The sequence below is a fragment of the Streptomyces sp. NPDC002994 genome, assembly GCF_040611155.1.
Taxonomy (GTDB): Bacteria; Actinomycetota; Actinomycetes; order Streptomycetales; family Streptomycetaceae; genus Streptomyces.
On sequence record NZ_JBEXNQ010000005.1, the window covers coordinates 43,472 to 67,749 of the forward strand.

A 24,278-nucleotide genomic window follows, 5' to 3' on the forward strand; every position below is an offset into this window, starting at 1 on the left:
GGGCGCGGCCGGCCGCCCCCCCCGCCCCCCCCGGGGGCACCCCCCCCACCGGGGGGGGCCCCCCCCCCCCCGGGGGCCCCCCCCCCCCGCCGTGTGTTGAGCGGCGCGCAACGGGAAGGTGTCCGTCCGCATACTGGGCTTGTCGGGCCTTGGCCATGGCTTGGGCTCCCGGGCCCGGGCCCGGGTCGGGCAGGCGTGCTGACGTACTGGATCAAGGAATCGAAACGAGGCAAGTAGTGGCGGAGCCGAAGCGCGGCGGCAGCGGAGCCGAGAGTGAGGGCCCCGAGGACCGCAAGCCGCAGTCGGACGAGGCGCGCAGCGCCTTTACTCCGCCGGCCGGGGTGGAACAGCCGGAGCCGGTCGACGAGGACAGTCCGACCTCCGAGTTCGCACTTCCGCGGGGCACGACCACCGGGGAACACCCCATTCCGCCGGAGACCTCGGCCTTCGACACCCCGAGCACCTACAGCGCCCGGAACGCGCCGCCCGCGTTCACCCCGGCCTACGGGGTGCCCATGGTCCGGCTGACCAAGGAAGCGCCCTGGCAGGACCGGATGCGTACGCTGCTGCGCATGCCGGTGGGCGACCGTCCGGTCCCGGAGCCGGTGCAGCGCCACGACGAGGCCGGGCCCGCCGTACCGCGCGTGCTCGACCTGACGCTGCGTATCGGCGAGCTGCTGCTCGCGGGCGGTGAGGGCGCCGAGGACGTCGAGGCGGCGATGTTCGGGGTGAGCCGGGCGTACGGGCTCGACCGCTGCGAGCCGAACGTCACCTTCACCCTGCTCTCGATCTCGTACCAGCCGTCGCTGGTCGAGGACCCGGTGACGGCGAGCAGGACCGTACGCCGCCGGGGCACCGACTACACGCGGCTGGCGGCGGTCTACCACCTCATCGACGACATCACGTCGCCGGACACCGACGTCACGCTGGAGGAGGCGTACCGCACGCTCGCGGAGATGCGCCGTAACCGCCACCCGTACCCCGGCTGGGCGCTGACGTCGGCCAGCGGGCTGCTGGCCGGTGCGGCTTCCGTGCTGGTCGGCGGTGGGCCCGTGGTGTTCCTGGCGGCCGCGATCGGAGCGATGCTCGGTGACCGGCTGGCCTGGCTGTGCGCGGGGCGCGGGCTGCCGGAGTTCTACCAGTTCGTTGTGGCGGCGATGCCGCCCGCCGCGATAGGGGTGGCGCTCACGCTGGCACCGACTTCGGCGATGTGGGACGTCCGGCCCTCGGCCGTGATCACCGGTGGGCTGTTCGCGCTGCTGCCGGGGCGGGCGCTGGTCGCGGGCGTACAGGACGGCCTGACCGGCTACTACATCACCGCGTCGGCGCGCCTGCTCGAAGTCATGTACTTCTTCATCGCGATCGTCATCGGCGTGCTGACCGTGCTCTATCTGGGAGTGCAGCTGGACGCCGAGCTGCACGCGGCGACGTCGCTGGAGACCGTCGAACGGCCGGTGACGCAGATCCTCGCGTCGATGCTGCTCTGTTTCGCCTTCGCGATCCTGCTTCAGCAGGAACGTAACACCGTGCTGATCGTGACCCTCAACGGCGGAGTCGCCTGGCTTATCTACGGTGCGATGCACGACGTCGGAGAGATCTCGCAGGTGGCTTCGACAGCGGTGGCGGCCGGTCTTGTGGGCCTCTTCGGGCAGCTGTTCTCGCGCTACCAGTACGCCTCGGCGCTGCCGTACGTCACGGCTGCGATCGGTCCGCTGCTGCCGGGCTCGGCGACGTACTTCGGACTGCTGGGCATCGCGCAGAACGACCTCAACAAGGGGCTCGCGTCCCTGTCGAGCGCGGCGGCCCTGTCGCTGGCCATCGCCATCGGGGTGAACCTGGGTGGCGAGATCTCGCGGCTGTTCCTGAAGGTGCCGGGGGCGGGCCGTGGGGCGAGCCGCCGCGCGGCCAAGCGGACGCGCGGCTTCTGACTCCTCTGCCCGGCGTCAGCGCTTGGCGTGGCGGCCGCGCGAGGCCGGGGGCATGCCGTCGGCCTCGCCGCCGTCCTCGGCGGCCGCTGCCTTCTTGTTCTTGCTGCGGGCGCGCAGGTACTCGATGACGATCGGGAGCACCGAGATCAGCACGATCAGGATCAGGATCGCTTCGATGTTCTTGTGTACGAAATCGACCTTGCCGAGCGAGGCGCCGAGCAGCGTGACGCCCGCGCCCCAGAGCACGCCGCCGATGATGTTGTACGTGATGAACGAGCGGTAGTTCATCCTGCTGACGCCGGCGATGATCGGCGTGAAGGTGCGCACGATCGGCACGAAGCGGGCCAGCACCAGCGACTTCGGGCCGTACTTCTCAAAGAAGTCGTGGGCCTTCTCCACGTTCTCCTGCTTGAAGAGCCGGGAGTCCGGGCGCGTGAAAAGGGCGGGGCCGACCTTGCGGCCGAAGAGATAGCCGACCTGGTCGCCGATGATCGCCGCGAGGACGACCAGCGTGCAGACCAGCCACAGCGGGGTGTCGAGGGCGCCCGTGGTCACCAGCAGGCCGGTGGTGAACAGCAGCGAGTCGCCGGGCAGGAAGAAGCCGATGAGCAGGCCGGACTCGGCGAAGACAATGACCAGCAGGCCGATCAGACCGAACTGCTCCAGCAGATAATTCGGCTCCAGCCAGCTCGGTCCGAGCGCAAGCGTATTCACGGGTACCGGGCTCCAGGGTGGGATCGTCTGCGGGTTTGCTGCCCAAAGCTATCAACGCCGACGGGGGCCTTCTGGTTCCAGTAGCCCCCAAGGGGATGCGCCGGGGACGCACTGGGGCAAAGCTGTGCGGCAGGAGGTGGATGCGGATGAGCATCGAGGATTACGGCGGTGGACAGGGCACCCAGTCAGATGTGCTGGTGGTCACCACGAACGACGCACCCGGATACCGGGTGGACCGCGTCATCGGAGAGGTCTTTGGTCTCACAGTCCGCTCGCGGCACTTGGGCAGCCAGATCGGCGCCGGGCTGAAGTCGATGATCGGCGGCGAACTCAAGGGGCTCACCAAGACGCTGGTGGAGACGCGCAATCAGGCGATGGAGCGGCTGGTCGAGCAGGCGAGGGCGCGTGGTGCCAACGGTGTGCTGATGATGCGTTTCGATGTGACCGACGCCGCAGATGTGGGCACGGAGGTGTGCGCTTACGGCACGGCGGTCGTCCTCTCCAAGGAGTGACGAAGGTGCCCGTCCGGCCTCGGGGCGCCTCCGGGGCCGGACGGAACGGTTCGTTACTGCCGCTCCCGCACTGCCGCGCGGCTACGCGTGGCGGGCGGCGTTGGCCAGGATCGCCTCGCGCAGGTAGGCCGCCAGGCCGGGCTTCGCCGCGTCGATGGACGTGGTGAAGCGCTCGTCGGCGACGTACATCTCGGCGAGGCAGACGTGCATGTCGTAGCCGCAGTCGTAGTGATTGCGGCCGATCAGGGCGCGGTGCTCCTCGGCCAGGTCCATGGCCCGGACGGAGTCCGGCGCTGCGCCGGCCTCCATGGCGGCGACCAGGCGGGCGGTGTTCTCGTCACCCTCCGCCTTGATCCGCAGCCAGTCCTCCTTGGTGTACGACGCGGCCCTGCGCTGCGACTCCTTGTACGCCTCGCCGGCGCCCCAGCGCTGCTCGACTTCCTCGGCGTACTGCTCGGGGTCGTGGTCGCCGAAGACCTCGAACTTCTCTTCCGGGGTGAGATTGATGCCCATCTTCCGTGCCTCCATGGCGGTTTCGACGGCGGCGGCCATCTCCTGAAGTTTCGCGATCCGGCCGGACAGCAGCTCGTGCTGACGCCGCAGGTGCTCCCGCGGGTCCACGGCCGGGTCGTCCAGGAGAGCCGCCACCTCGTCGAGCGGGAAGCCGAGCTCCCGGTAGAACAGGATCTGCTGCAGCCGGTCCAGGTCGGCGTCGTCATAGCGCCGGTGGCCGGCGTGGCTGCGGCCGCCCGGGGAGAGCAGTCCGATCTCGTCGTAGTGGTGCAGTGTGCGCACCGTCACTCCGGCGAATCCGGCGACCTGTCCCACGGAGTAGCTCATCGCTTCCGCTCCTTCTGCTTCCTTTTCTTGGTACGCCCTCAGCCTGAGCCCTCACGTCACGTGAGGTGCAAGCCTTGTTCTTTGGAGTGTTACGTCCACTTATCCGCCCTTATGGTGAGCGCATGGCACTTCACCGAGGTGGTACGGGCCGGGACAGTCAGCAGCACCGCAGGCTCGCCCTCAATCCCTTCTACGGCGCGGCCGATCCGGTCGGCGGCATGGAGTCCGCCCCGCCCCGGCACCGGCTGCCCGACGGGCCAATGGCTCCCGCGACGGCGTACCAGCTCGTGCACGACGAGCTGATGCTCGACGGCAACTCCCGGCTCAATCTCGCCACCTTCGTCACCACCTGGATGGAGCCTCAGGCGGGCGAGCTGATGGGGGAGTGCCGGGACAAGAACATGATCGACAAGGACGAGTACCCGCGCACGGCCGAGCTGGAGCGGCGCTGCGTCGCCATGCTCGCCGAACTCTGGAACGCCCCGGATCCGACGGCGGCCGTCGGCTGCTCGACGACCGGGTCCAGCGAGGCGTGCATGCTCGCCGGGATGGCGCTCAAGCGCCGCTGGGCGATGAGGAATGCCGACCGTTATCCGGGCCGGGCCCGGCCCAACCTGGTGATGGGGGTCAACGTCCAGGTCTGCTGGGAGAAGTTCTGCAACTTCTGGGAGGTCGAAGCGCGCCAAGTGCCCATGGAGGGAGACCGTTTCCATCTTGACCCGCAGGCCGCCGCTGCGCTCTGCGACGAGAACACCATGGGGGTGGTCGGCGTCCTCGGCTCCACCTTTGACGGCTCCTACGAGCCCGTCGCGGAGATCTGCGCGGCCCTGGACGACCTCCAGGAGCGGACGGGTCTCGATGTTCCCGTGCATGTGGACGGGGCGTCCGGCGCGATGATCGCTCCTTTCCTCGATGAGGATCTGGTGTGGGACTTCCGGCTGCCGAGGGTCGCTTCCATCAACACCTCGGGACATAAGTACGGTCTGGTCTATCCCGGGGTCGGCTGGGCGCTGTGGCGCTCGCCCGCCGAGCTCCCGGAGGAACTGGTCTTCCGGGTCAACTACCTGGGCGGCGACATGCCGACCTTCGCCCTCAACTTCTCCCGGCCGGGCGCGCAGGTGGTCGCGCAGTACTACACGTTTCTGCGGCTCGGCCGGGACGGGTACCGGGCTGTGCAGCAGGCGTCGAGGGACGTGGCGCGGGGGCTGGCGGAGCGCGTCGAGGCGATGGGCGACTTCCGACTCCTGTCGCGGGGCGACGAGTTGCCGGTGTTCGCCTTCACCACCGCCTCCGATGTGCGGAGCTTCGATGTTTTTGACGTGTCGCGGCGGTTGCGGGAGCGGGGGTGGCTGGTGCCGGCGTACACCTTTCCCGAGAACCGGCAGGATCTCGCCGTCCTGCGGATCGTGTGCCGCAATGGCTTTTCCGCGGATCTCGCGGGGTTGTTGATGGAGAGCCTCGGTGAGCTGCTGCCCGAGCTGCGGGCGCAGCGGGAACCGGCGACTCGCGACGCGGCCGCCGCGACGTCCTTCCACCACTGAACCCGTAACGCCGCTGAGCTGAAGGCGCGGACACCAGCAGGGTGTGGGGTCAGTTCTCGCAGGTGCCTACCGTGAACGTCGTCCAGCGCTCGCCGTCCGCCGATATTCGGTGCCCGCAGGCGCCGGCCGTCACCAGGCGGCCGAGCGGGACCGTCGACGCGTGACCGAGGCCGGGGCCGCGCCCCGTCCGGTGGAAGGTGCGGCCGCCGTCCGGGCTGGTGAAGGTGCCGCTCTCAGCGTGGAGGCGCAGGGCGTCGCCCTTACCCGGAACGAGCACGCCCGCCAGCGTGCGCGGCTCGCGCTCCCGGCCCGTCGTCCAGGTCCGCTCCCAGGTGCGGCCGCCGTCCCTGCTGCGGTGAATCGCCCGTACCGGATTCTTGACCGGCTCGCCGGCCGGCAGTTCTCCCATCTCCGCCGCGTAGACGACGCCGTCGCCCACTGAGACCCGCACTCCCCAACCAGGCTTCTTCACCGGACTGTCCAGCATGCTCGTTGTCCAAGTCCGGCCCGCGTCACGGGATACCGCTACCGCCGGTGCCCCGGACGACGGGTCCTGCCCGGAGACCCACCACGAGCCGTCGGGCTCGGCGTACGTCGCCGGGTGCAGCCGTCCCGCCAGCGGTGGATTCGCGTTCAGTTGCCGAAGCCTTCCGTCGTCGGGGGACATCACCATGAGACGGTCCTTCGGGCACTCCAGCCCGTCGGGGGCCGTCGGAGGCCCGCAGAGCGTAGAGAGCGCGGCTCCCTTCGGGATCGACCGCACCTCCCCGGCGCGCTTCACGTCACGGACCTGCCAGGTCCGCCCACCGTCCGCCGTGAACCAGGTGCGGTGCCGGTCCTCCTCGATCCAGTCCCGCATCCATGCCCGGCCCGGGCCGAGCACCCTCAAGTCCGCCGAGATGCCGTCCGTGCCCGACTTTTCGGTCAGTGGTGCCTTGCGAAGCCGCCACTGCGACGCCCCCTTGTCCAAGATCGCCACATACTGGCGGCAGAACCCGTTCTCGGGCCGCTCCACGTCCTGCACGCACTTCGCGAGCAGCGCGAAACCGCTGCCGTCCGCTGCCAGGCCCACCATGTGTGCCCAGCCGGGCAGATCACGTCCGGACGGCACCTTCGGCGGCTGCGACGCCTCTTCCGATGGTGGATCAGGCGTTGTCGAACATCCCGCCAGCATCGCCAGCGCGATGAGCACGGCGGCGGTCAGCGCCCCGACTGTCGTGAGCGGCTTGCGCATTGCACTCCCCCGGTCTCGCGGTCTGCGGTCTGCGGTCTCGCCGTCGACCACTTCTCCTTCTGGTACACCGCAGACCGCGCCCGGGTTCCACTTCTCCACACGTCAGTTCGTGAGCTTTAGTGGCTCAGTCGTGCGAACCGCCTTACCGCCAGCGGAAAGAACACCGCCACCAGAACCACCGGCCACACCACCGCCAACAGCCCAGCATGCTCCGCAGGCCAGGAGCTTCCTGCCGCCGCTGGGTTGCCGAAGAGGTCGCGTACCGCTGTGGCCGTCGCCGACAGCGGGTTCCATTCGACGAAGGCGCCGAGCCATCCCGGCATCGACTCCGGAGTCGCGAAGGCGTTGGAGAGGAAGCCCACCGGCCAGACCAGGATCTGCACCGCCTGGACCATCTCCGGCTTGCCCGCGACCATCGCCAGCTGGATGCCGATCCACAGCATCGCGAAGCGGAGCAGCAGCAACAGCCCGATCGCGCCCAGGAATCCGAGCACCCCGCCGTGCCAGCGCCAGCCGATCGCGTAGCCCACCGCCACCAGGACCGCCAGGCCGGCCGCCGACTGCAGCATGTCCGCTATCGCCCGCCCCACCAGCACCGCGCCCGAGGTCATCGGCATCGACCGGAACCGGTCGATGACCCCCTTGTTGAGGTCCTGGGTGACCGCGAGCATCGTCGCCTCCAGGCCGAAGGCCATGGTCAGCGCCAGCATGCCGGGCACCAGGAAGTCGACGTAATCGCCCGACACGCCCTTCCCGCCGCCGACCAGGAACCCGAACATCAGCAGCAGCATCACCGGGAAGACCAGGCCGACGATCACCTGCACCGGCTGCCGCGCCCAGTGGGCGAGTTCGCGCCGCGTCATCGTCCAGGAATCGGTGACCGCCCATCCGACAGCCGCACCCGTGCCGCTCATGCCGCAACCTCCTTCGTGAGGTGCAGGAACGCCTCGTCGAGCGTCGGCCTGCGCAACGCGATGTCCTCCGCCTCGATCCCCGCCGCCTCCAGCGCCCGTACGATCCCGGTCAGCGCCGCCATCCGGTCCGCCACCGGCGCGCTGATCCGCCGCCGGTCCACGTCCGTCTCCGCGTCCGGGCCCATCAGCGTGGCCGCCGCGCCCAGTTGCCGTGCGTCGTGCAGCACCACGTCGATCCTGTCTCCGCCGACCTTGGCCTTCAGCTCGTCCGGCGTGCCCTCCGCGACGGCCCTGCCCCGGTCGACCACCGTGATCCGGTCGGCCAGCTGGTCGGCCTCCTCCAGATACTGCGTCGTGAGCAGTACGGTCGTACCTCCCCCGACCAGCGACCGCACCGCGCCCCACACCTCCGCGCGTCCGCGCGGGTCGAGCCCGGTCGTCGGCTCGTCCAGGAACAGCACCTGCGGATCGGTGCTGTGCCCATTACCGATCAGCGAGGCGGCCAGATCCAGCCGCCGCCGCATGCCTCCGCTGTACTTCCCGACCGGCTTGCGCCCCACGTCGGCGAGCCCGAACCGCTGAAGCAGCTCGTCGGCCCGTGCGCCCGCCCGGCGCGCCCCCAGGTGGTACAGCCGGCCGAACATCTCCAGGTTCTGCCGCCCGCCCAGCCCCTCGTCGACCGCCGCGTGCTGCCCGAGCAGCCCGATCTGCCGCCGCACCTCGCGGGAATGCGACCGTACGTCGTACCCGGCCACCTCCACCCGTCCCGCGTCGTGCCGCAGCAGCGTGGCCATGATCCGGACGATCGTGGTCTTGCCCGCGCCGTTCGGCCCGAGCACGCCGTGCACCGTGCCGCGCCCCACCACCAGGTCCAGCCCATCCAGGGCCCGCTTCTCCCCGTACCGCTTCTGTACTCCTTCGACGACGATCGCCGCGTCGGCGTCAGCCAATGCCATTCATCCCCTCCAGCGTCGTAGTCAAACTTGACTACGACGCCAAAGGTAAGCCCGCCCGCGCCATTCGTCAAACTTGATTAGCTGGCGTACGGATTCTCCTGGCCCTCCGCCAGCACCCCCACAAAGGGCTCACCGCCCTCACCCGCGAAGGTGTACGCCCCGCCCTCGATCCGGGAGATGAGGCCGCGCGTCCACTCCGCCCCCGCGTCCGCCGAGTGGACCCACATGTTCATGATTTCGCCGATGTGACCGATCGACTCCGGTCCGTCCTCCGGCGTGTAGTAATCGGTGACGGCCGACCGCCACCCCTCCAGCCCTCGCACCCGCTCGTTGAGCAGCTCGACCGCCTCGGCCCGCTCCAGGTCGACGATGAAGCCGATCCCCGCCGACAGCACGTCCATCTTCTGGTCGTACGTCGTCAAGGCCTCGCGGAGCAGCCCGAAGTACTCCTCAGTGCCCTTCTCCGTGACCTCGTACTCGGTCCTCGGCGGGCCGCCGGCCGTGCTCGGCGCGATCTCGTGGGCGTGCAGCAGTCCCTGCTTGGCCATCTGCTTCAGCGCGTGATAGATCGACCCGGGCTTGGCGTTGGACCACTCGTGGGCGCCCCAGAACTCCAGGTCGTTGCGTACTTGATAGCCGTGCGCGCGCCCGTGCTGACGGACGGCGCCCAGTACCAGCAGCCGGATCGCTGACATCGCCGCACCCTTCTACTCAACTTTGAGTAGAGAGTACGCGCTCCAGCGCCACCAGCTCGAACGCCGTCTTGCCGTCCAGGCTCTCGCGGATGATGTCGGCGTGGCCCGAGTGCCGGGACATCTCGGCGATCAGCCGCAGCAACAGCCACCGCATGGAGACCCGCTCCGAGTCGGGGAACCACGGCTCGTCCGGCAGCGGGAACGTGTCGTCCAGGCTCGGCACCGACCGGATGAACTCCTCGGTCTGCCGCGCGACCTTCTCCCAGTACGCCAGCCGGCTCTCGACCGTCTCGTCACCGACCAGCCGGAAGCTCTCGTGCCAGGTCTCCTCGGACCGCTGCACCTCCGGCGCGACCTGCTTCGCCCGGGACAGCCAGCCCTGCTCCACCTCGGAGACGTGCTTGAGGAGCCCGGACAGCGACAGCTCGCTCGCGCTCGGCTTCGTCGCGGCCTGCTCGTCCGTCAGCCCGAGCAGCGCCCGCCGGATTCCGCCGCGCTCGGCGTCCAGGAAGGCCAGGAGCGCGCCACGCTCGTCACCGGGGGCCTCTGCGTTCACGTGTACGACCATGATGTCCGCCTCTTGTCGTCGTCTCGTCGTCGAACTGACAAGACCTACGCTACGAACCCTCGCGGACAGCTTCTGTCCGCAACTCCCCCGTCAGAACGGAAACTTCGTCCGCCCGTGCTGCACGGAGATCCACTTCTGCGTGGTGAACGCCTCCACCGCCGACTCCCCGTTCAGCCGCCCGATCCCCGACGACTTCTCGCCACCGAAGGCCACCTGCGGTTCGTCCTGCACCGTCGAGTCGTTGATGTGGATCATCCCGGTCTCGACGCGCTTCGCGAAGCGCACGCCCCGCTCCAGGTTCCCCGTGTGGACCGCCCCGCTCAGCCCGTACTCGCTGTTGTTGGCGATCCGTACGGCCGCGTCCTCGCCGTCGAACGGGATCAGCAGGACCACCGGACCGAAAATCTCCTGCGCCAGGATCGGAGAGTCGGCCGGCAGCCCGCTCAGTACGGTCGGCTCGACAAGATTGCCGCGCGTAGAGCCTCGTACGAGCGCCGTCGCGCCCTCGGCGAGCGCCTGCTCCACCAGCCCCGTCAACGCCTCCGCCTGGAAGGTGTTGATGACCGGCCCGATGTGGGTCCTGGCGTCGGCCGGGTCGCCGGTGACCAGGGACCGTACCTTCGCGACGAACTTCTCCGTGAACTCCGCCTCGACCGAGCGGTCCACCAGGATGCGGTTGGCGGCCATGCAGACCTGCCCCTGGTACACGAAGCGGCTGAAGACCGCGGCGTCCACCGCGTAGTCGACGTCCGCGTCGTCCAGGACGACCAGCGCGCTGTTGCCGCTCAGTTCGAGCACCGCGCGCTTGAAGTGGCTCGCGGCGACGGCGGCCACGTGCCGCCCCACCTTGTCGGAGCCCGCGAAGGAGATCACCTTCGGCACCCGGTGCTCTATCAGCGCGTCACCGATCTCCGCGATGTCCGTGATCAGCACATTGAGCAGCCCGGCGGGCAGCCCGGCGTCCTCGAAGATCTTGGCTATCAGGCCGCCGCCGACGACAGGCGTGTTCTGGTTCGGCTTGATCACGACCGCGTTGCCCAGCGCCAGCGCCGGGGCGACCGATTTGAGCGTCACCAGGAAGGGGAAGTTGAAGGGGCTGATGACACCGACGACCCCGACCGGCAGCCGGTAGACGCGGTTCTCCTTGCCCTCCACGGGCGAGGGCATGATGATCCCCTCGGGCCGCAGCGCGCTCTGCATCGCCTCGCGCAGGAACTCCTTGGCGAGATGGACCTCGTACGCCGCCTTCAGCCGCGTACCGCCGAGCTCGTCGATGATCGCCTCGATGATCTCGTCCTCGCGGTCCTGCGTGATCCGCAGGGCGCGCTCCAGGACGTCCCGCCTCTTGTACGCACTCGACGCGGCCCAGGCCGGCTGCGCGCGCTCCGCCGCCAGATAGGCCTCGTCGACCTCGTCCACCGAGGCCACCGTGATCGCGGCGAGCTTCTCCCCGTTGTACGGGTTGAAGTCGATGATGTCCCACGAGCCGCTGCCGGTCCGCCACTCGCCGTCGATGTACTGATGGGCCAGGTCGGTGAAGAAGGACATGCGATCCCTTACTGCAGGGTGAGCAGGTGCGGACTCCTGATGAAACCTCATCCTACTGGCGGGTTACGTGAGTTGGAGTAGACCGCGCAGCACGTCCCGGGATTCCGCCGCGCTCGGGCTGTCCTTCTGGAGCCGCTCCATCACCCGCCGGTACTGGGCGACTTCCTCGCGCTTGTCCAGGTACAGCGCGCTGGTGAGCTGCTCCAGGTAGACGAGGTCCGAGAGATCCGACTCGGGGAACTGCAGCATCGTGAACGCGCCGCTCTCGCCCGCGTGTCCGCCGAAGCTGAACGGCATGACCTGAAGCGTGATGTTCGACTGCTCGGAGACCTCGATGAGGTGCTGCAACTGCCCCCGCATCACGGCCCGGTCGCCGTACGGACGGCGCAGCGCCGCCTCGTCGAGTACGGCATGGAAGTGCGGCGCGCGCTCGGACACGAGCACCTTCTGACGCTCCAGGCGCAGCGCGACCCTGCGGTCGATCTCCGCCGCGCTCGCCTGCGGCATGCCGCGGGAAACGACGGCGTGCGCGTAGCTCTCGGTCTGCAACAGCCCGTGAACGAACTGGACTTCGTAAATCCGGATGAGGGAGGCGGCACCTTCGAGTCCGATGTACGTCTGGAACCAGCCAGGCAGCACATCGCCGTAACTGTGCCACCAGCCCGCCACGTTGGCCTCCCGCGCCAGGCTCAGCAGCGACTCGCGCTCCGCCTGGTCGGTGACGCCGTAGAGCGTCAGCAGGTCCTCGACGTCCCTGGCCTTGAAGCTCACCCGTCCCAACTCCATGCGGCTGATCTTCGATTCGGATGCTCGGATCGAGTAGCCGGCCGCCTCGCGGGTGACCCCCCGCGACTCACGCAGCCGCCTGAGCTGGGATCCCAGCAGGATGCGCCGCACCACAGAGCCGCTCGACTCACCTGCGGTCACTTCTCCAGCCCTCCCCAGTCCGACAGTTCAGTAGCGGAGCGCCATCCCCCAGGTCTCCGAGAGCCGCAGTCTGCCATTAAAACGCTTCAGCCCGTACTCATCCGATTACGGAAATGGCAAGAGCTGTACAAGTCACCAAAAGAGGCGGCGGGGAGAAATGAGCAAGAACCGGCACGGGGTCGGACAGGTCCGGCGCGTGCACGTGCATCTGCCCTTGCATCTGCCGTACGCATTCGGAACCATGGTCCGCGCGCACCTGCATGCTCTTTCGTGCTGTCGCCGTACTACCGCCGCATCGCTACCGCTGTATCGCAACGACCGCGAATCCCGGGAGTGCCTCGCATGGGGACGAATGGATCGACCGTGCTCGAGCCGTTCGAGCCGTTGGAGCCGTTAAGACAAGGCCTTCCCCCCATCGACCCCGCGGAGGTCTCCAGCTCGGCCTCCTGCGCGCTGCCACCCAGGTACGAAGCGGTGCGCGGAGCCCGCCAGTTCACCAAGTCCACGCTGGCGCAGTGGGAGCTCGGCGAGTGCTTCGACGACGTGGCACTGGTCGTCTCCGAGCTCGTCACCAACGCGCTGCGGCACGCATTGCCGGCCGACACCCCGCGTACGAGCGAGCAGGACCCTCCCGTACGGCTGCATCTGATGCGCTGGACCTCGCGTCTGGTGTGCGCCGTGCGCGACCCCAGCCACGAGAGCCCGGTGACGCGTGAGCCGGACAACTTCTCCGCCGAGTCCGGACGTGGCTTGTTTTTGGTGGATTCATTCAGCGACAGCTGGGGATGGCACCCGCTCGCCGGGACGCTGAGCGGCAAGGTCGTGTGGGCGCTGTTCCGCCTCAGGAGCGAACAGCAGTAACACAGAGTGAACGGCTGGCGGGTTGGCGGGTGGCGGACCGGTTGATTCCGGTCAGCCGCCTGCTGTCAGGTGGTCGAACTCGCCGTCCTTGATGCCGAGCAGCATCGCCTCGATCTCGGCAGGTGTGTAGACGAGAGCGGGCCCGTCCGGGTGCCGCGAATTGCGGACTGCCACATTCCCGCCCGGCAATTTGGCAAACTCCACACAGGACCCCTGTGAGTTGCTGTGCCTGCTCTTCTGCCAGACCACCCCGTGAAGCTCTGTGGCCGCCATGCCGTTGTACGCGTGGTGCACAGGTCGCTCCCGGAAAGTGCAGATGTCAACTGCCCCGGATCATAGCTTTGTTCACTTGCGGATGCATGGGCAGATGCACGTGCACGCGGGGTGCTCTCCTGATTACAGCACTCCGGATCAGCGCGAGAGGTACGGCAACAGCGCCATCTCCCTGGCGTTCTTGATGGCCCGGGTCAGCTGCCGCTGCTGCTGGGCGGAGACCCTTGTCACACGTCGGCTCCGGATCTTCCCGCGATCCGAAATGAATTTCCGCAGCAGGTCGGTGTCCTTGTAGTCAATGTACGTAATCTTCGCCTCGTCCAGTGGATTGGGTCGGGACTTGAGGGGCTTACGAGGGTCTTTACCTCGGGACAGGCGGGACATCATGCCTCCAGAAGGGAATCAAAAGCGGGCGGCAGGAGCTTCCACGCATCACGCCCCGCCGCGTATTCGGCATCGGTCAACAAGCAGGATTCGAGGAGCTCTTCGAGCCCACCACGGTCGAGTCCCGGTGAAGTGAAGACCAGGTGCTGGCAGCAGTCCCCGTGCTCGGGGTGCCAGTCGAGCGCGGCCGCGGCCCGGCGTACGGGCGGGACCATTTCCCAGGCGGCGTCCGGCAGCGAGGCCAGCCACGGCCCCGCACTCTCCACACACAGCGCGCCGCCCGCCGCGTCCCACGCCATCAGCGTGTCCGGCCGGTCGGCGAGCCAGAACCGGCCCCGGCTGCGGGCGGCCGCGCAGGTCAGGTCCTCCAGTGCTTCGTACAGCCGCTCCGGATGGAAGGGGCGGTCGCGGTGCCACACCAGCGTGCCGACGCCCTTGTCGTCCGCGTCCTGCGGAAGCAGCGCGCACGCCGGGTGCTGGCGCGCCGCAGCGGCCTCTGTGTCGAAGCCGGCGAAGGCCGCCTCGGCCAGCTCGCCGGAGGCCGCCCTGACCCGGCGGGCCGTCGGGTGCAGCTGCGCGAGGAGCGCGTCGTCCTGCTCGTCCGCCTCCTCGCTGTCCACCACCGCGAGGACAGGGGCGTACTCCAGCTGCCGCGCCCACGTGTCCGCGACCGTGCGCTGGTCGGTCGCGGCCGCCGCCAGTCCGGCCTCGGCCAGATCGTCGCCGCAGCCGAGGTAGGGCAGGAGCAGCGCGGGGTCGACGGCCGTCATGACGGCGGTCAGGTCGAGTACGTCGCCGCCGTGCGCGACGACGACCTCCGCCATCGCCTTGGGCTCGACCGAGTCCCACAGCTCGACGACCGCGAGCCGGGTGAGGCCGCTGCCGGCCAGCCGCTCAAGCTCCGGCACCAGGTCTTCGCGCAGGGCGCAGCACGCGCAGTCGTTGACGAGCGGCGCGTCGCCCGACGAGCTCTCGCCGTGGGTGTCGCGGACGGTGCGGCGTACCGTTCCTTCAGCCGCGGTCGAGAGGTCGTGATGCAGGGCGACGCTGCCGGGGACCCGGCGCAGCAGCTGCTCCACCACCTCCTTACGGGCGTCGGAGTGCAGGCCGCCGACGATGACGACCGGCAGCTTCCCCTTCTGGCTCACTACTTCGCTCCGTAGCGGCGCTCGAAGCGCTCCACGCGGCCCGCCGTGTCCAGTACACGCGCCGTGCCCGTGTAGAAGGGGTGGCTCTGCGAGGAGATCTCCACGTCGACGACGGGGTACGTACGACCGTCCTCCCACTCCACCGTCTTGTCGCTGGTCATGGTGGAACGGGTGAGGAAGGCGAAGCCGCCGGCCTTGTCGCGGAAGACCACGGGGCCGTACGACGGGTGGATTCCGGGCTTCATGAAGTGATGCCCCTTTCTGCTCTGGTCACTACTGCTCGGTCAGCGCTCTTCGCGGAAGTCGACGTGCCGGCGGACGACCGGGTCGAACTTGCGGAGCGTCATGCGGTCGGGGTCGTTACGGCGGTTCTTGCGGGTCACGTACGTGTAGCCGGTCCCCGCCGTGGACCTGAGCTTGATGATCGGGCGGACTTCGTTGCGTGCCATGTGGTTAGTATATGGAAATGGTTCCCATTATCAAAGAGGAGTGATTGACCTTGTCCGCCCACTGCCAGCTGACCGGCGCCCAGCCGGGATTCGGCAACAACATCTCCCACTCGCACCGGCGCACCTCACGCCGCTTCGACCCGAACATCCAGCGCAAGCGCTACTGGCTGGCCAGTGAGGGGCGCCATGTGCGGCTCGTACTCAGCGCCAGGGCGATCAAGACCGTCGACCTGATCGGCGTCGAGGCGGCCGTCGCCCGCATCCGCGCGCGAGGAGTGAAGGTCTGATGGCGAAGAAGAGCAAGATCGCCCGCAATGAACGGCGCAAGGTCGTCGTCGAGCGGTACGCCGAGCGGCGGGCGGAGCTGAAGGAAATCCTCCGCAAGCCCGGAACGGGCGAGAGCGAGCGTGCGGCCGCGCTGGCGGAGTTGCGCCGTCAGCCGCGCGACGCGAGTGCGACGCGCGTACGAAACCGGGACAGTGTGGACGGCCGGCCCCGGGGCCACCTCCGGAAGTTCGGGCTCTCCAGGGTGCGGATGCGGGAACAGGCGCATGCCGGTTTCCTCCCGGGCGTACGCAAGTCCTCCTGGTAGCTTGGCGCGTTCCGACCTACCGAAAGTGGGGAGTCCGGCGTGCGTGAGCTTGTACGTACCACCGTCTCGGCAGCGGCCGTCGCGGCAGCCCTCGTACTGACCGGCTGCAGCAGCGACAGCGGCGGCAGCACGGGCGGCGACAAGGGCAGGGACAAGGGCGGCAGCGGGCAGAGCAGCGCTCCGCCCGCCGGGGACCAGGGGGCGTCGGCGGACGTCTCCGGGTCCTGGGTCGCGACGACCGACGGCAAGATCGTCATGCTGGTCGTCCAGGGTTCCGACGCGGCTGTCGCGGGCGAGCACGTCTGCTCCGGCACGGTCGCCAAGGACGCCAAGGACACCAAGGTGACGTTGAGACTGAAGTGCCCCGACGGCAACGCCGACCGTACGACCGGGCTTGTCACGCCGGGCGCGGGCGGCAACACGATCACCGTGAAATGGGGTAGCGGGATCGTGGACTCCTACAAGAAGTCCGCCGTCGGCGACAAGCTGCCGGAGGGCATTCCCACGGACCTGCCCAAGCTGCCGGGTTCCTGACTCACTGGCTTACGTTTCGGCTCCTCACGAGGCCGCGGCTCCTCACGGGGCCGCGGCCTTCGTCGTCCAGGGAGTCAGCGGGTCACGCCGGGACGGCGCGGCATCGTCGCCCGGTCCGCGGCCGCCGTGCCGTGTTCCCACCCCGCGTGGTCGTTGACGCCCCGTACCCGCGTCGACGTCGTCTCGGGGAACATCCGCTCCGCGCGGTCCTCCACCGCCACGTCCCGCGCCGCCAGCACCGGCAGCAGCGAGCCGCCTGCCTCCTCGGTGACGTGTTCCGTCGCCTCGGACAGGCGGTGGCCGACCCGGCTGGCGTACGCCGTCAGGAACGCCTGGCGGAAGGCCTTCGTACGCTTGCGGCCGCCCGCCCGCTGGGCCGCCTCCGCCCGGGTCATCGCCGCCGTGCCCTGCACGAGGAGGGAGGTGTAGAGCAGCTCGACGGATTCCAGGTCGGGTTCGAAGCCGACGACCGTGGAGAAGCCGAGCCCGCTGTTCCACACCGCGCGGCAGCGGTTCGCGGAGGCGGCGGCGTCGAGCAGGATCGCCTTGGCCGTCTCGTACGGCGCGTCGACGCCGATCCGGCACGCGACCGGTACGTCACCGGTGTGCCCCTGGGCGGCGAGCAGCGCGGCGTCGATGCTGTGGCGCGCCATCAGCTCCTGCGCCTTGGTGGTGAGGGCTTCCGCCTCCTCCGGATAGTCGGTCGCCTCCGCCTTGGCCAGCAGCGCGCGGATGCGGGTGAGCATGCGCGGCTCGTCCGGGGTGGGTGAGTGCGGGCGTACGTGCACGGGTTCGCCCGGGGGCGGGCCCACCGGCTCGATCGCGGGCAGCCGGACGAGGAGGCGGAAGAGCTCCAGGAGCGCCGTGGCGAGCGAGAAGCGGTCCGCCCGCTCGCGGGCCGCGAGGGCGTCGGCGTAACGGTCGTCACTGCCCCACCACACCTCGGCCGCCTCCAGGTCGCGGAGCTGCGCCTCCCAGCGGGGGGCCGTTCTGGCGTACCTGCGGTTCTCGGCGGCGATCAGGTCGGTGGTCAGGCGCACGTGGCGGTCGTCGAGGTCGCGGCGGACGATGCGTACGACATCGGCGGGTTGCCAGCCGCGCTCCCAGGCGCGACGTACGAACTCCTCACCCCGGCGCAGCAGTTCGCGGCCTGCTTCGGCCCAGGGAGCTGCGGCGGCGAGCGAGGCGCCGAGGTCCAGGCCGGCGTTGTCGTCGGCGGCGTACACGGCTGCCGCGACGGCCTTCTCGATCTGTTCCTTCTGTTCCTTCTGTTCCATCAGCGGATTCCCGAGGCTCGGGCGTGGGCCGCGTCCCATGCGCTGCGGGAGTCGGCCATCGCCTCCCGGTGGTCCAGGGACCAGACCGACAGGGCCTTGAGCACGTGAGTGAAGGAGTGGCCCATCGGCGTCAGCTCGTACTCGACCTGCGGCGGAATCGTCGGGTGGACGGTCCGCGAGAGCAGGCCGTCGCGCTCCAGGCGGCGGACGGTGAGGGTCAGCATGCGCTGCGAGATGCCGGGCAGGGCGCGCTGGAGCTGCCTGAACCGGCGGATTCCTGCGGCCAGTTCGACCACGACCAGGACCGACCACTTGTCGCCGAGCCGGTCGAGCACGTCGCGGATTCCGCAGTCCTCCTGCGGTTCGTCACAGCTGATCACGGGGTCGGTGGTTACTCCCGTGTGCCCCACTGACATCAATGTGCCTCCTTACGCGATCGCGCGCCGCCACCAAGGATGGTCCCAGTTACCAAGAGGAACCACGAACGCGGGGAGAGTCATTCCATGTCGAAGATCCTGGTCACCGGTGCGTCCGGTGGTCTCGGCCGGCTCGTTTCACAGCGCCTGGCGGACCGCGAGGACGTAGTTCTGGGTACGAGGAACCCCGCTCCCGGGGGCCGCCGTATCGACTTCGACGACCCCGCGTCCCTGGTCGAGGGCTTCGCCGGGATCGGGACGCTGCTGCTGATCTCCGCGGGAGAAGGGGAGGACGACGTCGTCATCGCGCGCCACGAGGCGGCGATCTCCGCCGCCGAGGACGCGGGCGTACGGCACATCGTCTATACGAGCCTGTCGTCCGACGGTGACCATCTGCCGTACGCGCTCGCGCACCGCTGGACCGAGCGGCGCCTGCGCGGGAGCAGCCGGCTGGAGTGGACTGTGCTGCGCAATGGGCTGTACGCCGAGTTCCTGGCCCACATCGCGGCGCCCGGCCCCGACGGGCGGATCACCGCACCGCTGGGCACCGGGCGGCTCGCCGCGGTGGCACGGGAGGACCTGGCGGAGGTGGCGGCTCGGGTGGCGGTGTCGGCGGCGTCGCATGTGGGGCTTACGTACGAGCTGACCGGGGAACGGGCGTTGGGCGGCGCGGACTTGGCGGCGGCTCTGTCGGTGCCGTACGAGCCGGGGAGCCTGGCGGGGGCCAGGGCGGCGATCGCGGGGGCGGGCAAGGCCGCGGCCTTCCAGGTGCCGATGCTGGTGGGGACGTATTCCGCGATCGCGGGCGGCTTCATGGACGGGGGCGACGGTAGGGAGAGCGAGCTGGCGCGGCTGCTGGGGCGGGCGCCTCGGTCGGCGCTGGATGTGTACGTGGAAGCGGTGGGCGGCGGGCGAGCGGCGTAGGTAGGGCCAGGCATACCTCAAGAGTCGGCTCAGGGGTCGTGCCCGGCGGGCCGCGGCGCGGAAGTCTGGGCACATGATCACACCGGCCGTGCGGCTGACCGCACTCCACAGGACATACCGCGAGGTCAAAGCCCTCGACGGGGTCGACCTCGACTTCGACAGCGGGACTTTTACCGCCGTCATGGGGCCCTCCGGTTCCGGTAAATCGACACTCCTCCAGTGCGCGGCGGGGCTCGACCGGCCCACCTCCGGGACGGTCACCGTCGGCGGCACCGAGCTGGGCGGGCTGAGCGAGCGCGGGCTCACGCTGCTGCGGCGGGACCGGATCGGCTTCGTGTTCCAGGCGTTCAACCTGCTGCCCTCGCTGACCGCCGCGCAGAACGTCTCGCTGCCGCTGCGGCTGGCCGGCCGGCGCCCGTCGCGTACGGAGGTACGGGCGGCGCTCGCGCGGGTCGGCCTCGGCGGGCGGGCCGGGCACCGGCCCGCCGAGATGTCGGGCGGCCAGCAGCAGCGGGTGGCGATCGCGCGGGCGCTGATCACACGGCCGGCGGTGCTGTTCGCGGACGAGCCGACGGGGGCTCTGGACTCCTCGACCAGCCGTGATGTGCTGGTGATGCTGCGGGAGTTGGTGGATACCCAGGCGCAGACCATCGTGATGGTCACGCACGACCCGGTGGCCGCTTCGTACGCGGACCGGGTGGTCTTCCTGGTCGACGGCCGCGTCGCGGACGAGGTCCATTCCCCCACCGCCGAGCAGGTCGCGGCCCGGATGACCGGTCTGGAGCGTACGCCGTGCTGATCGTCGCCCTGAGTACGTTGCGCAGTCGCTGGGCCACCTTTGCCGGGAGCTTCGTGGCGCTGACGATCGGCGTCGGCCTGATCGCGATCATGGGGCTCGGCCTCGCCTCGACCTTGGACCCGCCGGAGCGCGCGCCCGAGCGGTTCGCCGCGTCACCGGTGGTGGTCAGGGGCGACGACCGGCTGACGGTGGAGGTGGAGCGGGGGCCGGACACGGCGTGGGTGTCGAAGAAGCTGGAGCATCCGCGTCCGGTGGACACGCGGCTGGTGGGTGAGTTGCGGGAGCTGGGCCCTGTGGTCGTGGACACCGGTGGGGGTGATGCGGTGGATGCGGTGGGGGTGGATGCGCCGGTTGAAGCCGTGCGGCGGGTGGTCGGGGAGCGGGCTCAGGTCCTGACCGGGGACGAGCGGCGGCTCGCCGACCCCTGGGTCGAGCAGGACGCCGAGGCGCTGGTCGCGGTGAATTCGGCGCTCGGGACGGCCGGTGGCATCACCACCTTCGTGTCGGTCTTCGTCGTCGCGTCGACGTTCGCCTTCGCCGTCGCGGTGCGCAGGCGCGAGTTCGGGCTGCTGCGGACTGCCGGCGCCACGCCCGGCCAGCTGCGGCTGCTGCTGCTCACCGAGGCCGCTGTGGTGGGTGCGCTAGCGGGTGGCGCCGGGTGCCAGTTGGGGGTGTGGGGCGCGCCCCGGCTGGCCCGCGCCATGGTCGACGGTGGGCTGGCGCCGGAGTGGTTCGCCATCGGCGACGAGTCCTGGCCGCTGCACGCCGCCTTCTGGACGGGGCTGCTGGTGGCGCTCGCCGGGGCAGGGGCCGCGTCGTGGCGGGCCGGGCGCATCGGCCCGGCCGAGGCGCTGCGCGAGTCGTCCGTCGACAGCGCCGCGATGCCGCTCGGGCGGCGGCTGCTGGGGTACGGGCTGCTGCTGGCCGGGGTCGGCCTGCTGGTCTGGTCCCTCGCCACCGACCCTTCCCACCTGCTCAAGCGCAAGACGTACATCACTCAGCCCATGGTCCTGATCGTGGGTGTGGCGCTGCTCGCTCCCCTTCTCGTACGTCCTGTGGCGCGCGCCCTGCCGCTGCCGGGGGCGATCGGGATGCTGGTCCGCGAGAACACGGCCGCCTCGTTGCGCCGTACCGCCGCCATCGCGGCGCCCGTGCTCATCACGGTGGCGCTCGCGGGTTCGCTGCTCGGGTCCGCCGAGACGATCACAGCGTCGAAGGCGGGGGAGGCGCGGGCGCGGACGGCTGCGGATCTGGTGGTGACGGGGGAAGGGGACGGTGGGCTGCGGGTGGGCGGCCGGGTGGCGGGTGCGACGCTCTCGCCGTCGGCGTCCACGGCTGTGTACGTACGGGAGGAGCGCAGCGCGGTGATCCGTTCCGACGCGCGCGCGGTGACCGACCCGGCGGCGCTGGCGGAGGTCGGCCGGCTGCCGGTCGTCGCGGGCGATGTGCGGGATCTCGACGACCGGTCGATCGTCGTCAATGAGGAGTGGGAGCGGCCCGTGGTGGGCCGGCAGGTCGATGTGTGGCTCGGCGACGGGCGCGCGGTGAGGCTGCGGATCGTGGCGGTGCTGGGGGTGGGGACGGGGGACAACGGTGCGTACGTCACGGCTGCGAACGCGCCGTTGGCGCCGGTCGACCGTATCGACGTAAAGCTGTCGGAGGGGGTGGAGGCGGGGGCCGTCGCTGCGGCGCTGGGCACGATGACCGGGGGGCAGGTCGCCACGGTCGACGACTGGCTCGCGGCCAGCCATCCTCGGACGAGTGCGACGACCCGCAACGGGCTGTGGCTGGTGCTGGGCATCGCGCTCGTCTACACGGCCATCGCGCTGGCCAACACGCTGCTGATGGCCAACTCGGCCCGGTCTGCGGAGCTGAGTTCGCTGCGGCTGAGCGGCGCGACGCGGGCGCAGGTGCTGTGGGTCGTCGCGGGCGAGTCGCTGTTCGCGGTGGCGATCGGCGCGGTGCTGGGGGCGGCGGTGTCGGCGGTCAACCTGGCGGGGATGGGGGCGGCGCTGAGCGGCTTGTCGGTGCGGGTGGTGGTGGCGGTGCCGTGGGTGGAGGCGGGTCTGGCTGCGGGGGTGTGTGCGGTGGTGGCGGTGCTGGCGGGGCTGCTGAGCTGCCCCCGGGCGACGAAAACACGCTGAAGGTCACCGGCGCCGCCGCTGCGCGGGGCTTGTCGCCTACCCGCCCCTTCCCGCTGTGACACTCTGCGGCTCCGCCGCGTGGGGGGCAAGCCCCAGCCCCCAGACCACACAGACGCCCTACGGGCGTGTCCTCAAACGCCGGACGGGCTGGAAAATCCAGCCCCTCCGGCGTTTGAGGAGCGGGGTCTGGGGCGGAGCCCCAGCTGCCCCCGGCCGACTTCAGCCCGTCCGGCGTTTGAGGACCGGGGGGCTGGGGCAGCGCCCCCCACCACGCGGCGGAGCCGCAAAGTGTCACAGCGGGAAGGCGCGGGTCGGGGAAAGCCCGGCGCAGCGACCCGACGCACCGCACGCATCGCCACCCGCGGCCCGTTGTCAGTGCCGGGTGCCAGACTCGCACCCATGAGCGATCGCTGGGCCGTCGCCGCGACGGACGGAGGTGGGGCGCTGCTCGTGCCGCTGGGGCGGGACGGGCGGCCGGCCGGTGACGTGCGCGAGGAAGCCGATCTCGTGGCGGCGGTCCGCTCCAGGCCGAGCGTCGGCCGGTGGGTATGGCGGTCCACCGCCGAGATCTACCCGCGCCTGCTCGCCGCAGGCGTCCGCGTAGAGCGGTGCTACGACATCGAGGACGCCGAGTCACTGCTGCTCGGCCACGAAGGCCGACACGGCGAACCCCATTCCGCAGCGGCAGCCTGGGCACGGCTGCACAACCACCCCGTACCTCCCGATCCCCCGCAGCGCCCCGCCGAGCCCGGCTCGCAGTCCTCGCTCTTCGAGCCACAACCGGTCCCGGTGCCGTTCGAGGACCTGCTGGAGGTGTACGCCGATCAGCAGCACAGGCACGGCGCCGCCGAGCACCCCGACCGGATGCGGCTGCTGACCGCCGCCGAGTCGGCGGGGATGCTGGTGGCCGCCGAGATGAACGGCGCGGGACTGCCGTGGCGGGCGGACGTGCACCGGGCGGTGCTGGACGAGCTGCTCGGCGAGCGGTACGCCGGCGGCGGCGACCCGCGCCGCATGGCGGAGCTGACGGACGAGATCTCGGCGGCGTTCGGCAGGCGCGTACGGCCCGAGCTGCCCGCCGATGTGATCAAGGCCTTCGCGCAGGCCGGGATCAAGGTGAAGTCCACGCGGCGATGGGAGCTGGAGGAGGTCGACCATCCGGCGGTGGCACCCCTGATCGCGTACAAAAAGCTGTACCGGATCCATACGGCGCACGGCTGGGGCTGGCTCCAGGACTGGGTGCGCGCGGGCCGGTTCAGACCGCAGTACCTGCCGGGCGGCACGATCACCGGCCGGTGGGTCACCAACGGCGGCGGCGCCCTCCAGATCCCGAAGGTGATCCGGCGCGCGGTCATCGCTGACGACGGGTGGCGGCTCGTGGTCGCCGACGCGGACCAGATGGAGCCGCGGGTGCTGGCCGCGATCTCGCGCGACCCGGGGCTGATGGACGTGGCGGGACAGCCCGGCGACCTCTACAAGGCGGTGTCGGACCGCGCGTTCGCGGGCGACCGCGAGATGGCGAAGCTCGCCGTGCTCGGCGCTGTGTACGGGCAGACCTCCGGGGACGGTCTGAAGAACCTGGCCGCGCTGCGAAGACGCTTCCCGCGTGCCGTCGTGTATGTGGACGACGCGGCGCGCGCGGGCGAGGAGAAACGGCTCGTACGGACATGGCTGGGCCGGACCTGTCCGCCGGCGGCGGGCTCCGGGGACGAAGGGGAAGCCGGCATTCCGCAGGACGAGCCCGAACAGGCTGCCGACGGCGGCGAGTTCACGCCGGGGTACGCGTCGTCGAACGCCCGCGCGCGGGGCCGCTTCACCCGTAACTTCGTCGTGCAGGGCAGCGCCGCCGACTGGGCGCTGCTCATGATGGCGGCGCTGCGGCAGAGCCTGAAGGCCGCGGGGCTCCGGGCGGAGCTGGTGTTCTTCCAGCACGACGAAGTGATCGTGCACTGCCCCGCCGAAGAGGCGGAGACAGTCGCGGAGGCGATCCGCGCGGCCGGTGATCTGGCCGGGCGGATCGCCTTCGGGGAGACGCCGGTGCGCTTCCCCTTCACGACGGCGGTCGTGGAGTGCTACGCCGACGCGAAGTGAAGTGCCGGA

27 protein-coding genes are annotated in these 24,278 nt (G+C 70.2%); 11 read left to right on the forward strand and 16 right to left on the reverse strand.

The annotated features are described in order from the left end of the window. Positions 1–236: 236 nt before the first annotated feature. The gene (locus tag ABZX79_RS07410) at positions 237–1,928 is read left to right on the forward strand and encodes a threonine/serine exporter family protein (protein ID WP_355253082.1); all 1,692 of its coding nucleotides are present in this window, start codon (positions 237–239) and stop codon (positions 1,926–1,928) included. 15 nt (positions 1,929–1,943) lie between these two features. On the opposite strand, the gene ABZX79_RS07415 is transcribed toward ABZX79_RS07410, so the two are convergent. Continuing rightward, positions 1,944–2,642 carry a VTT domain-containing protein gene (locus tag ABZX79_RS07415; RefSeq protein WP_355253085.1) on the reverse strand — a complete coding sequence of 233 codons (699 nt, stop codon included), beginning with the start codon at positions 2,640–2,642 and terminating at the stop codon, positions 1,944–1,946. A gap of 146 nt (positions 2,643–2,788) precedes the next feature. On the opposite strand from ABZX79_RS07415, the gene ABZX79_RS07420 reads away from it, so the two are divergent. Beyond that, the gene (locus ABZX79_RS07420) at positions 2,789–3,154 is read left to right on the forward strand and encodes a YbjQ family protein (protein ID WP_355253087.1); all 366 of its coding nucleotides are present in this window, start codon (positions 2,789–2,791) and stop codon (positions 3,152–3,154) included. An 81-nt stretch (positions 3,155–3,235) separates the two neighbouring features. Here ABZX79_RS07420 and ABZX79_RS07425 read toward each other — a convergent pair whose 3' ends face one another. Continuing rightward, on the reverse strand, positions 3,236–3,994 hold the full coding sequence (locus ABZX79_RS07425) for a MerR family transcriptional regulator (protein ID WP_355253090.1): 759 nt from the start codon (positions 3,992–3,994) through the stop codon (positions 3,236–3,238). A 122-nt stretch (positions 3,995–4,116) separates the two neighbouring features. On the opposite strand from ABZX79_RS07425, the gene ABZX79_RS07430 reads away from it, so the two are divergent. Then, positions 4,117–5,535: a glutamate decarboxylase gene (locus ABZX79_RS07430; protein ID WP_355253093.1), complete on the forward strand. Its 1,419-nt coding sequence runs from the start codon at positions 4,117–4,119 to the stop codon at positions 5,533–5,535. Positions 5,536–5,584: 49 nt separating this feature from the next. Here ABZX79_RS07430 and ABZX79_RS07435 read toward each other — a convergent pair whose 3' ends face one another. From ABZX79_RS07435 to ABZX79_RS07465, 7 genes are all read right to left on the reverse strand, one after another. Next, complete coding sequence (locus ABZX79_RS07435; protein ID WP_355253096.1) at positions 5,585–6,769, reverse strand: exo-alpha-sialidase; 1,185 nt, start codon at positions 6,767–6,769, stop codon at positions 5,585–5,587. Positions 6,770–6,885: 116 nt separating this feature from the next. Further along, positions 6,886–7,683 (reverse strand): ABC transporter permease, encoded by a 798-nt coding sequence (locus ABZX79_RS07440; RefSeq protein ID WP_355253099.1) that lies wholly within the window; start codon positions 7,681–7,683, stop codon positions 6,886–6,888. After that, a complete protein-coding gene (locus tag ABZX79_RS07445) occupies positions 7,680–8,639 on the reverse strand; it encodes an ATP-binding cassette domain-containing protein (protein ID WP_355253102.1) in 960 nt (319 codons plus the stop codon). Before ABZX79_RS07445 ends, ABZX79_RS07440 begins: the two co-directional genes overlap by 4 nt. A 77-nt stretch (positions 8,640–8,716) precedes the next feature. Next, positions 8,717–9,334: a PadR family transcriptional regulator gene (locus tag ABZX79_RS07450; RefSeq protein WP_355253105.1), complete on the reverse strand. Its 618-nt coding sequence runs from the start codon at positions 9,332–9,334 to the stop codon at positions 8,717–8,719. 16 nt (positions 9,335–9,350) lie between these two features. Continuing rightward, positions 9,351–9,902: a DinB family protein gene (locus tag ABZX79_RS07455; protein ID WP_355253108.1), complete on the reverse strand. Its 552-nt coding sequence runs from the start codon at positions 9,900–9,902 to the stop codon at positions 9,351–9,353. Between the two features lie 90 nt (positions 9,903–9,992). After that, positions 9,993–11,450, reverse strand: coding sequence for an aldehyde dehydrogenase family protein (locus tag ABZX79_RS07460; RefSeq protein ID WP_355253111.1), 1,458 nt, complete (start codon positions 11,448–11,450; stop codon positions 9,993–9,995). A 63-nt stretch (positions 11,451–11,513) separates the two neighbouring features. After that, complete coding sequence (locus ABZX79_RS07465) at positions 11,514–12,377, reverse strand: helix-turn-helix transcriptional regulator (RefSeq protein ID WP_355253114.1); 864 nt, start codon at positions 12,375–12,377, stop codon at positions 11,514–11,516. A 342-nt stretch (positions 12,378–12,719) separates the two neighbouring features. Between ABZX79_RS07465 and ABZX79_RS07470 the strand changes: the two genes are divergently transcribed. Beyond that, positions 12,720–13,238: an ATP-binding protein gene (locus ABZX79_RS07470; RefSeq protein WP_355253117.1), complete on the forward strand. Its 519-nt coding sequence runs from the start codon at positions 12,720–12,722 to the stop codon at positions 13,236–13,238. 51 nt (positions 13,239–13,289) lie between these two features. Here the strand turns inward: ABZX79_RS07470 and ABZX79_RS07475 are convergent, their stop codons facing one another. The 5 genes from ABZX79_RS07475 to rpmG all read right to left on the reverse strand — a co-directional run bounded on the left by ABZX79_RS07475 (position 13,290) and on the right by rpmG (position 15,492). Further along, positions 13,290–13,532, reverse strand: a complete 243-nt coding sequence (locus ABZX79_RS07475) for a DUF397 domain-containing protein (RefSeq protein ID WP_189715548.1) — start codon at positions 13,530–13,532, stop codon at positions 13,290–13,292. A gap of 117 nt (positions 13,533–13,649) precedes the next feature. Next, entirely contained in the window at positions 13,650–13,886 is a 237-nt protein-coding gene (gene rpsR, locus ABZX79_RS07480; RefSeq protein ID WP_355253696.1) for a 30S ribosomal protein S18, read from the reverse strand. Between the two features lie 8 nt (positions 13,887–13,894). Then, entirely contained in the window at positions 13,895–15,043 is a 1,149-nt protein-coding gene (locus tag ABZX79_RS07485; RefSeq protein ID WP_355253120.1) for a GTP-binding protein, read from the reverse strand. Next, a complete protein-coding gene (locus tag ABZX79_RS07490; RefSeq protein WP_215133704.1) occupies positions 15,043–15,288 on the reverse strand; it encodes a type B 50S ribosomal protein L31 in 246 nt (81 codons plus the stop codon). Before ABZX79_RS07490 ends, ABZX79_RS07485 begins: the two co-directional genes overlap by 1 nt. A 39-nt stretch (positions 15,289–15,327) precedes the next feature. Continuing rightward, positions 15,328–15,492: a 50S ribosomal protein L33 gene (rpmG, locus tag ABZX79_RS07495; protein ID WP_138898864.1), complete on the reverse strand. Its 165-nt coding sequence runs from the start codon at positions 15,490–15,492 to the stop codon at positions 15,328–15,330. A gap of 50 nt (positions 15,493–15,542) precedes the next feature. Between rpmG and rpmB the strand changes: the two genes are divergently transcribed. From rpmB to ABZX79_RS07510, 3 genes are read left to right on the forward strand one after another with little or no spacing between them, the layout of a single operon-like run. After that, positions 15,543–15,779, forward strand: a complete 237-nt coding sequence (gene rpmB / locus ABZX79_RS07500; protein ID WP_214973879.1) for a 50S ribosomal protein L28 — start codon at positions 15,543–15,545, stop codon at positions 15,777–15,779. Further along, complete coding sequence (gene rpsN, locus ABZX79_RS07505; RefSeq protein ID WP_215133705.1) at positions 15,779–16,084, forward strand: 30S ribosomal protein S14; 306 nt, start codon at positions 15,779–15,781, stop codon at positions 16,082–16,084. The genes rpmB and rpsN overlap by 1 nt, the downstream gene beginning before the upstream one ends. A gap of 39 nt (positions 16,085–16,123) precedes the next feature. Beyond that, positions 16,124–16,618 carry a hypothetical protein gene (locus tag ABZX79_RS07510; protein ID WP_355253125.1) on the forward strand — a complete coding sequence of 165 codons (495 nt, stop codon included), beginning with the start codon at positions 16,124–16,126 and terminating at the stop codon, positions 16,616–16,618. 74 nt (positions 16,619–16,692) lie between these two features. Here the strand turns inward: ABZX79_RS07510 and ABZX79_RS07515 are convergent, their stop codons facing one another. Both ABZX79_RS07515 and ABZX79_RS07520 read right to left on the reverse strand, forming a co-directional pair. Continuing rightward, positions 16,693–17,895, reverse strand: a complete 1,203-nt coding sequence (locus ABZX79_RS07515) for a DUF2786 domain-containing protein (RefSeq protein WP_355253128.1) — start codon at positions 17,893–17,895, stop codon at positions 16,693–16,695. Then, entirely contained in the window at positions 17,895–18,311 is a 417-nt protein-coding gene (locus tag ABZX79_RS07520) for a helix-turn-helix domain-containing protein (protein ID WP_355253131.1), read from the reverse strand. Before ABZX79_RS07520 ends, ABZX79_RS07515 begins: the two co-directional genes overlap by 1 nt. 87 nt (positions 18,312–18,398) lie before the next feature. Between ABZX79_RS07520 and ABZX79_RS07525 the strand changes: the two genes are divergently transcribed. The 4 genes from ABZX79_RS07525 (at position 18,399) to ABZX79_RS07540 (ending at position 24,269) form a co-directional block, all read left to right on the forward strand. Next, the gene (locus ABZX79_RS07525) at positions 18,399–19,235 is read left to right on the forward strand and encodes an NAD(P)H-binding protein (RefSeq protein ID WP_355253133.1); all 837 of its coding nucleotides are present in this window, start codon (positions 18,399–18,401) and stop codon (positions 19,233–19,235) included. A 73-nt stretch (positions 19,236–19,308) separates the two neighbouring features. Further along, positions 19,309–20,034, forward strand: coding sequence for an ABC transporter ATP-binding protein (locus ABZX79_RS07530; RefSeq protein WP_355253136.1), 726 nt, complete (start codon positions 19,309–19,311; stop codon positions 20,032–20,034). Next, positions 20,028–22,178, forward strand: a complete 2,151-nt coding sequence (locus ABZX79_RS07535; RefSeq protein WP_355253139.1) for an ABC transporter permease — start codon at positions 20,028–20,030, stop codon at positions 22,176–22,178. Before ABZX79_RS07530 ends, ABZX79_RS07535 begins: the two co-directional genes overlap by 7 nt. A gap of 399 nt (positions 22,179–22,577) precedes the next feature. After that, positions 22,578–24,269 (forward strand): bifunctional 3'-5' exonuclease/DNA polymerase, encoded by a 1,692-nt coding sequence (locus ABZX79_RS07540; RefSeq protein WP_355253141.1) that lies wholly within the window; start codon positions 22,578–22,580, stop codon positions 24,267–24,269. Positions 24,270–24,278 lie beyond the last annotated feature (9 nt).